3 protein-coding genes and 3 pseudogenes are annotated in these 4,563 nt (G+C 72.6%); 5 read left to right on the top strand and 1 reads right to left on the bottom strand.

All coding sequences use genetic code 11. The annotated features are described in order from the left end of the window. The 3 genes and pseudogenes from ABZT93_RS40225 to mug form a co-directional block, all read left to right on the top strand. A pseudogene (locus tag ABZT93_RS40225) lies at nt 1–497 on the top strand (radical SAM protein); the annotation flags it as partial. Between the two features lie 163 nt (nt 498–660). Beyond that, the gene (gene purB / locus ABZT93_RS40230; protein WP_356114079.1) at nt 661–2,103 is read left to right on the top strand and encodes an adenylosuccinate lyase; all 1,443 of its coding nucleotides are present in this window, start codon (nt 661–663) and stop codon (nt 2,101–2,103) included. A 13-nt stretch (nt 2,104–2,116) separates the two neighbouring features. Beyond that, the gene (gene mug / locus ABZT93_RS40235) at nt 2,117–2,665 is read left to right on the top strand and encodes a G/U mismatch-specific DNA glycosylase (RefSeq protein ID WP_356114083.1); all 549 of its coding nucleotides are present in this window, start codon (nt 2,117–2,119) and stop codon (nt 2,663–2,665) included. Between the two features lie 99 nt (nt 2,666–2,764). On the opposite strand, the pseudogene ABZT93_RS40240 reads toward mug, so the two are convergent. Continuing rightward, nucleotides 2,765–3,013, bottom strand: a pseudogene (locus ABZT93_RS40240) (ABC transporter permease); the annotation flags it as partial. Between the two features lie 44 nt (nt 3,014–3,057). Here ABZT93_RS40240 and ABZT93_RS40245 point away from each other — a divergent pair. Then, nucleotides 3,058–3,183: pseudogene (locus tag ABZT93_RS40245) on the top strand (DNA-binding response regulator); the annotation flags it as partial. A gap of 111 nt (nt 3,184–3,294) precedes the next feature. Then, nucleotides 3,295–4,452: an ROK family transcriptional regulator gene (locus ABZT93_RS40250; RefSeq protein ID WP_356114081.1), complete on the top strand. Its 1,158-nt coding sequence runs from the start codon at nt 3,295–3,297 to the stop codon at nt 4,450–4,452. Nucleotides 4,453–4,563 lie beyond the last annotated feature (111 nt).

Genomic DNA, 4,563 nt, shown 5'->3' on the forward strand with positions numbered 1-4,563 from the left:
AACGCCCCCGAGCTGCTGCGCCGCCAGCTGGGCTCGCGCCGCTGGACCGGCGACCACATAGCGATGGGCACCAACGTCGACTGCTACCAGCGCGCCAAGGGCCGCTACCGGCTGATGCCGGGCATCCTCCTGACCAAGGGCACGCTGATCCTGCGCGACCTCGACCTGCTCCGGCAGGCCGCCGCGGTGACGGAATCGGCATCTCGGTCTCGGTCGGCTTCACCGACCCGGACCTGTGGCGCACCGTCGAGCCGGGCACACCCGCCCCGGAGCGGCGCCTGGACGTCGTACGGACGCTGGGCGAGCACGGCATTGGGTGCGGGGTGCTGATGGCGCCGGTGATCCCGTTCCTGAGCGACCGGCCCGCGCAGCTGCGGGCCACCGTGCGCGCGATCGCCGCCGCGGGGGCCACCTCGGTCACCCCGCTGGTGCTGCATCTGCAGCCCGGCGCCCGCGAGTGGTTCATGGCCTGGCTGAACCGGGAGCACCCATATCTCAAGAGCCCTCGACAGAGCACGCGTCCTGACGGCAGAAGCGGGCGTCTCACACTCGTCTCACAGACCCCACGGAAGAGCGCAGGTCGGAGTGCACCCGACCTGCGCTCTCTGGACTCTATGGACGTTTCAGAGCCTCCACGGACGGCAGGTAAACTCCGTACACGTGACTTCCGCTCCCGCCAAGCCCCGCATCCCCAACGTCCTCGCCGGACGCTACGCCTCCGCCGAGCTCGCCACGCTCTGGTCGCCCGAGCAGAAGGTGAAGCTCGAGCGTCAGCTCTGGCTCGCCGTGCTGCGGGCCCAGAAGGACCTCGGGATCGAGGTGCCGGAGCAGGCCCTCGCCGACTACGAGCGGGTCCTGGACACCGTCGACCTGGCCTCCATCGCCGAGCGCGAGAAGGTCACGCGGCACGACGTGAAGGCGCGGATCGAGGAGTTCAACGACCTCGCCGGGCACGAGCAGGTCCACAAGGGCATGACCTCCCGGGACCTCACGGAGAACGTCGAGCAGCTCCAGATCCGGCTCTCCCTGGAGCTGATCCGCGACCGCGCGGTGGCCGTCCTGGCGCGCCTCGGCAAGCTGTCGGGCGAGTACGCCGAGCTGGTCATGGCCGGCCGCTCCCACAACGTGGCCGCGCAGGCCACCACCCTCGGCAAGCGTTTCGCGACCGCGGCGGACGAGCTGCTCGTGGCCTACGGCCGGGTCGAGGAGCTCCTCGCCCGCTACCCGCTGCGCGGCATCAAGGGCCCGGTCGGCACCGCGCAGGACATGCTGGACCTGCTGGGCGGGGACGCGTCGAAGCTCGCGGAGCTGGAGCAGCGGATCGCCGGTCACCTGGGCTTCTCGCAGGCGTTCACGTCGGTCGGCCAGGTCTACCCGCGCTCCCTGGACTACGAGGTCGTGACCGCGCTGGTGCAGCTGGCGGCTGCTCCCTCCTCGCTGGCGAAGACGATCCGCCTGATGGCCGGGCACGAGCTGGTGACCGAGGGCTTCAAGCCGGGCCAGGTCGGCTCCTCCGCGATGCCGCACAAGATGAACACCCGCTCCTGCGAGCGCGTCAACGGCCTGATGGTCATCCTGCGCGGCTACGCGTCGATGACCGGCGAGCTGGCGGGCGACCAGTGGAACGAGGGCGACGTGTCCTGCTCGGTGGTGCGACGGGTCGCGCTGCCGGACGCGTTCTTCGCGCTCGACGGCCTCCTGGAGACCTTCCTCACCGTGCTCGACGAGTTCGGCGCCTTCCCGGCCGTAGTCGCCCGCGAGCTGGACCGCTACCTGCCCTTCCTCGCCACCACCAAGGTGCTGATGGGCGCGGTGCGCGCGGGTGTCGGCCGTGAGGTCGCGCACGAGGCGATCAAGGAGAACGCCGTCGCCTCCGCCCTCGCGATGCGCGAGCAGGGTGCCGAGCGCAACGAGCTCCTCGACAAGCTGGCCGCCGACGAGCGCATCCCGCTCGACCGCGCCCAGCTGGACGCGCTGATGGCCGACAAGCTGTCCTTCACCGGCGCCGCGGCCGACCAGGTCGCCGCCGTCGTCGGCCGGATCGAGGAGATCGTCAAGCAGCACCCGGCGGCCGCGGGCTACACGCCCGGGGCGATCCTCTGACCCTCCGCACGTGATGACGCGCTTCACCCCCGAGGAGCTGGAGGCCGCCCGCGACCGTCTGGTACCGGACGTGGTCGCGGACGATCTCCATGTGCTCTTCTGCGGCATCAACCCCGGCCTGATGACGGCCGCGACGGGCCATCACTTCGCCCGGCCGGGCAACCGGTTCTGGCCGGTGCTGCATCTGTCCGGCTTCACCCCGAGGCTTCTGAAGCCCTCGGAGCAGCAGGAGTTGCTGTCGTACGGGCTCGGGATCACCAATGTCGTGGCCCGGGCGAGCGCGCGGGCGGACGAGCTGAGTGCCGAGGAGTACCGCGAGGGCGGGCGGCTGCTGGCGGAGAAGGTGGCACGGCTCAAGCCGCGTTGGCTGGCCGTGGTGGGGGTCACCGCGTATCGCGCGGCCTTCGACGACAAGAAGGCGCAGGTCGGGCCGCAGAAGCGGACGATCGGGGACTCGCGCGTGTGGGTGCTGCCCAACCCGAGCGGCCTCAACGCGCACTGGACGGCGGAGACGATGGCGGAGGAGTTCGCCCGGCTGCGGGTGGCGGCGGAGGACGGCTAGCGGGTCCTCAGGACGGCGGACGGGTCATACCGGGTCGATGTCCGAGGCGACCGCGAGGACGTGGACCTCGTCGGTCTCGTCCCGGTAGGCCACGCCGAGGGCGAACCACCGCCCCCGCCGCGGCACCGCGGCCACCGACAACCGGAGCCCACCCCCGTGGACCTCCGACGACACCGCCATGGCACCGAAGGAGACGGCCGCTGTCTGGCCCGGTGCGACCCCGGACAGCGCCGTGAACAGGCAGTCGAAGTCGGGGCCGGAGGTCCCGGAGGCTCCGGCGATCGCCGTGGTCGCGGAGAACAGGGCGAGCAGCGTGCCTGGGAGCGAGCGCAGCGTGCGGATCTTCAGCCACTCGGAGCGGAGGACGGCGGCGCAGGCATGTCAGACCTCCCCGGTCGGTCGTCGGCACCGATGCCGTGAAGTCGCACGTCAGCGCCGTCCTGGCCAAGCTGGGGGCGCGTGATCGCACCCAGGCGGTGATCGCGGCGTACGAGTCGGGGTTCGTGGCGCCGGGGTGAACCCGGCGTCCCGACGGGGCGCGGGCACATCTGCGCGAGCCCGGCCCTGCCCGCGGGGCGCCGCGCCGAGTACGATCCGCCCAACACGCGCACGAGCTGGGAGGACGGACGTTGGGGCGACTGACCGGCGGGGACCCCTCGCTCCTGCGGAGGATCAATTCCGCGGTGGTGCTGCACGCGCTGCGCGCCACCGACTGCGCGACGCTGACCGAGATCACCCGGGTGACGGGCCTGTCCCGGCCGACGGTTGAGGGGGTCGTCGAGGGGCTCATCGAGGGCGGCCTGGTGGTCGAGAAGGCGGCGGACGAGAGCGTCGCCCGGCGGCAGGGGCGGCCCGCGCGGCGGTTCCGGTTCCGGGCCGAGGCCGGGCATCTGCTGGGCCTCGACATCGGGCCGCACCGGGTAGCCGCGCTCCTGTCCGACCTCGACGGCAAGGTGCTCGGCGCCGTGGCCAAGGACGTCGACGAGACGGCCTCCGCGGACGAGCGCCTGGAGCGGCTGCGCACGGCGGTCGCCGAGCTGCTGCGCCGGGCCGGGGTCGCCCGCGACTCCCTGTGGGCCGTGGGCGTCGCCTCGCCCGGCATCGTGGAGGCGGACGGCACCATCCGGCTGTGCGCGGCGCTGCCCGAGTGGACGGGGCTGCGGCTGGGCGAGCGGCTCAGCCGTTCCTTCAAGTGCCCGGTACTGGTCGAGAACGACGCCAACGCTGCCGCGGTCGCCGAGCACTGGAAGGGCTCCGCGACCGAGTCCGACGACGTGGTGTTCGTGCTGGCCGGGCTGAGCCCGGGGGCGGGTTCGCTGATCGGCGGCAGGCTGCACCGGGGGTACGGCGGGGCGGCCGGGGAGATCGGCGCGCTGCATCTGCTGGGCCGCGAGGTCACTCCGGAGACGCTGCTGTCCACCACGGACGAGCCCCTGCACCCGCTCGACGAGCAGGCCGTCGCCGAGGTCTTCGCGCAGGCCCGGGAGGGCGACCAGCGGGCCCGGGCGGCCGTGGACCGCTTCCTCCAGCGGCTCGTGCACGACGTGGCGGCTCTCGTGCTGGCCCTCGACCCGGAACTCGTCGTGGTCGGCGGCTGGGCGGCCGGTCTGGACGGTGTACTGGAGCCGCTGCGGCGCGAGTTGGCCCGCTACTGTCTACGCCCGCCCAAGGTGGCCCTGTCGCTCCTCGGCGAGGCGGCCGTGGCGACGGGTGCGCTGCGACTGGCCCTCGACCATGTGGAGGAGCAGCTGTTCGCGGTGGAGGGCACGGTCACTGCGCGGCGGTGAGCGGTCCGACGGCATACGGCGCCGCGTCTGGGACTTCAGCGCGGACGGCGTACGACGCACCCTTGAGGCGAGCCTCGAACGGCTCGGCCTCGACCGCGTGGACGTCGTCTA

The sequence above is a fragment of the Streptomyces sp. NPDC005303 genome (genome assembly GCF_040607335.1).
In the GTDB taxonomy this organism is placed as follows: domain Bacteria; phylum Actinomycetota; class Actinomycetes; order Streptomycetales; family Streptomycetaceae; genus Streptomyces.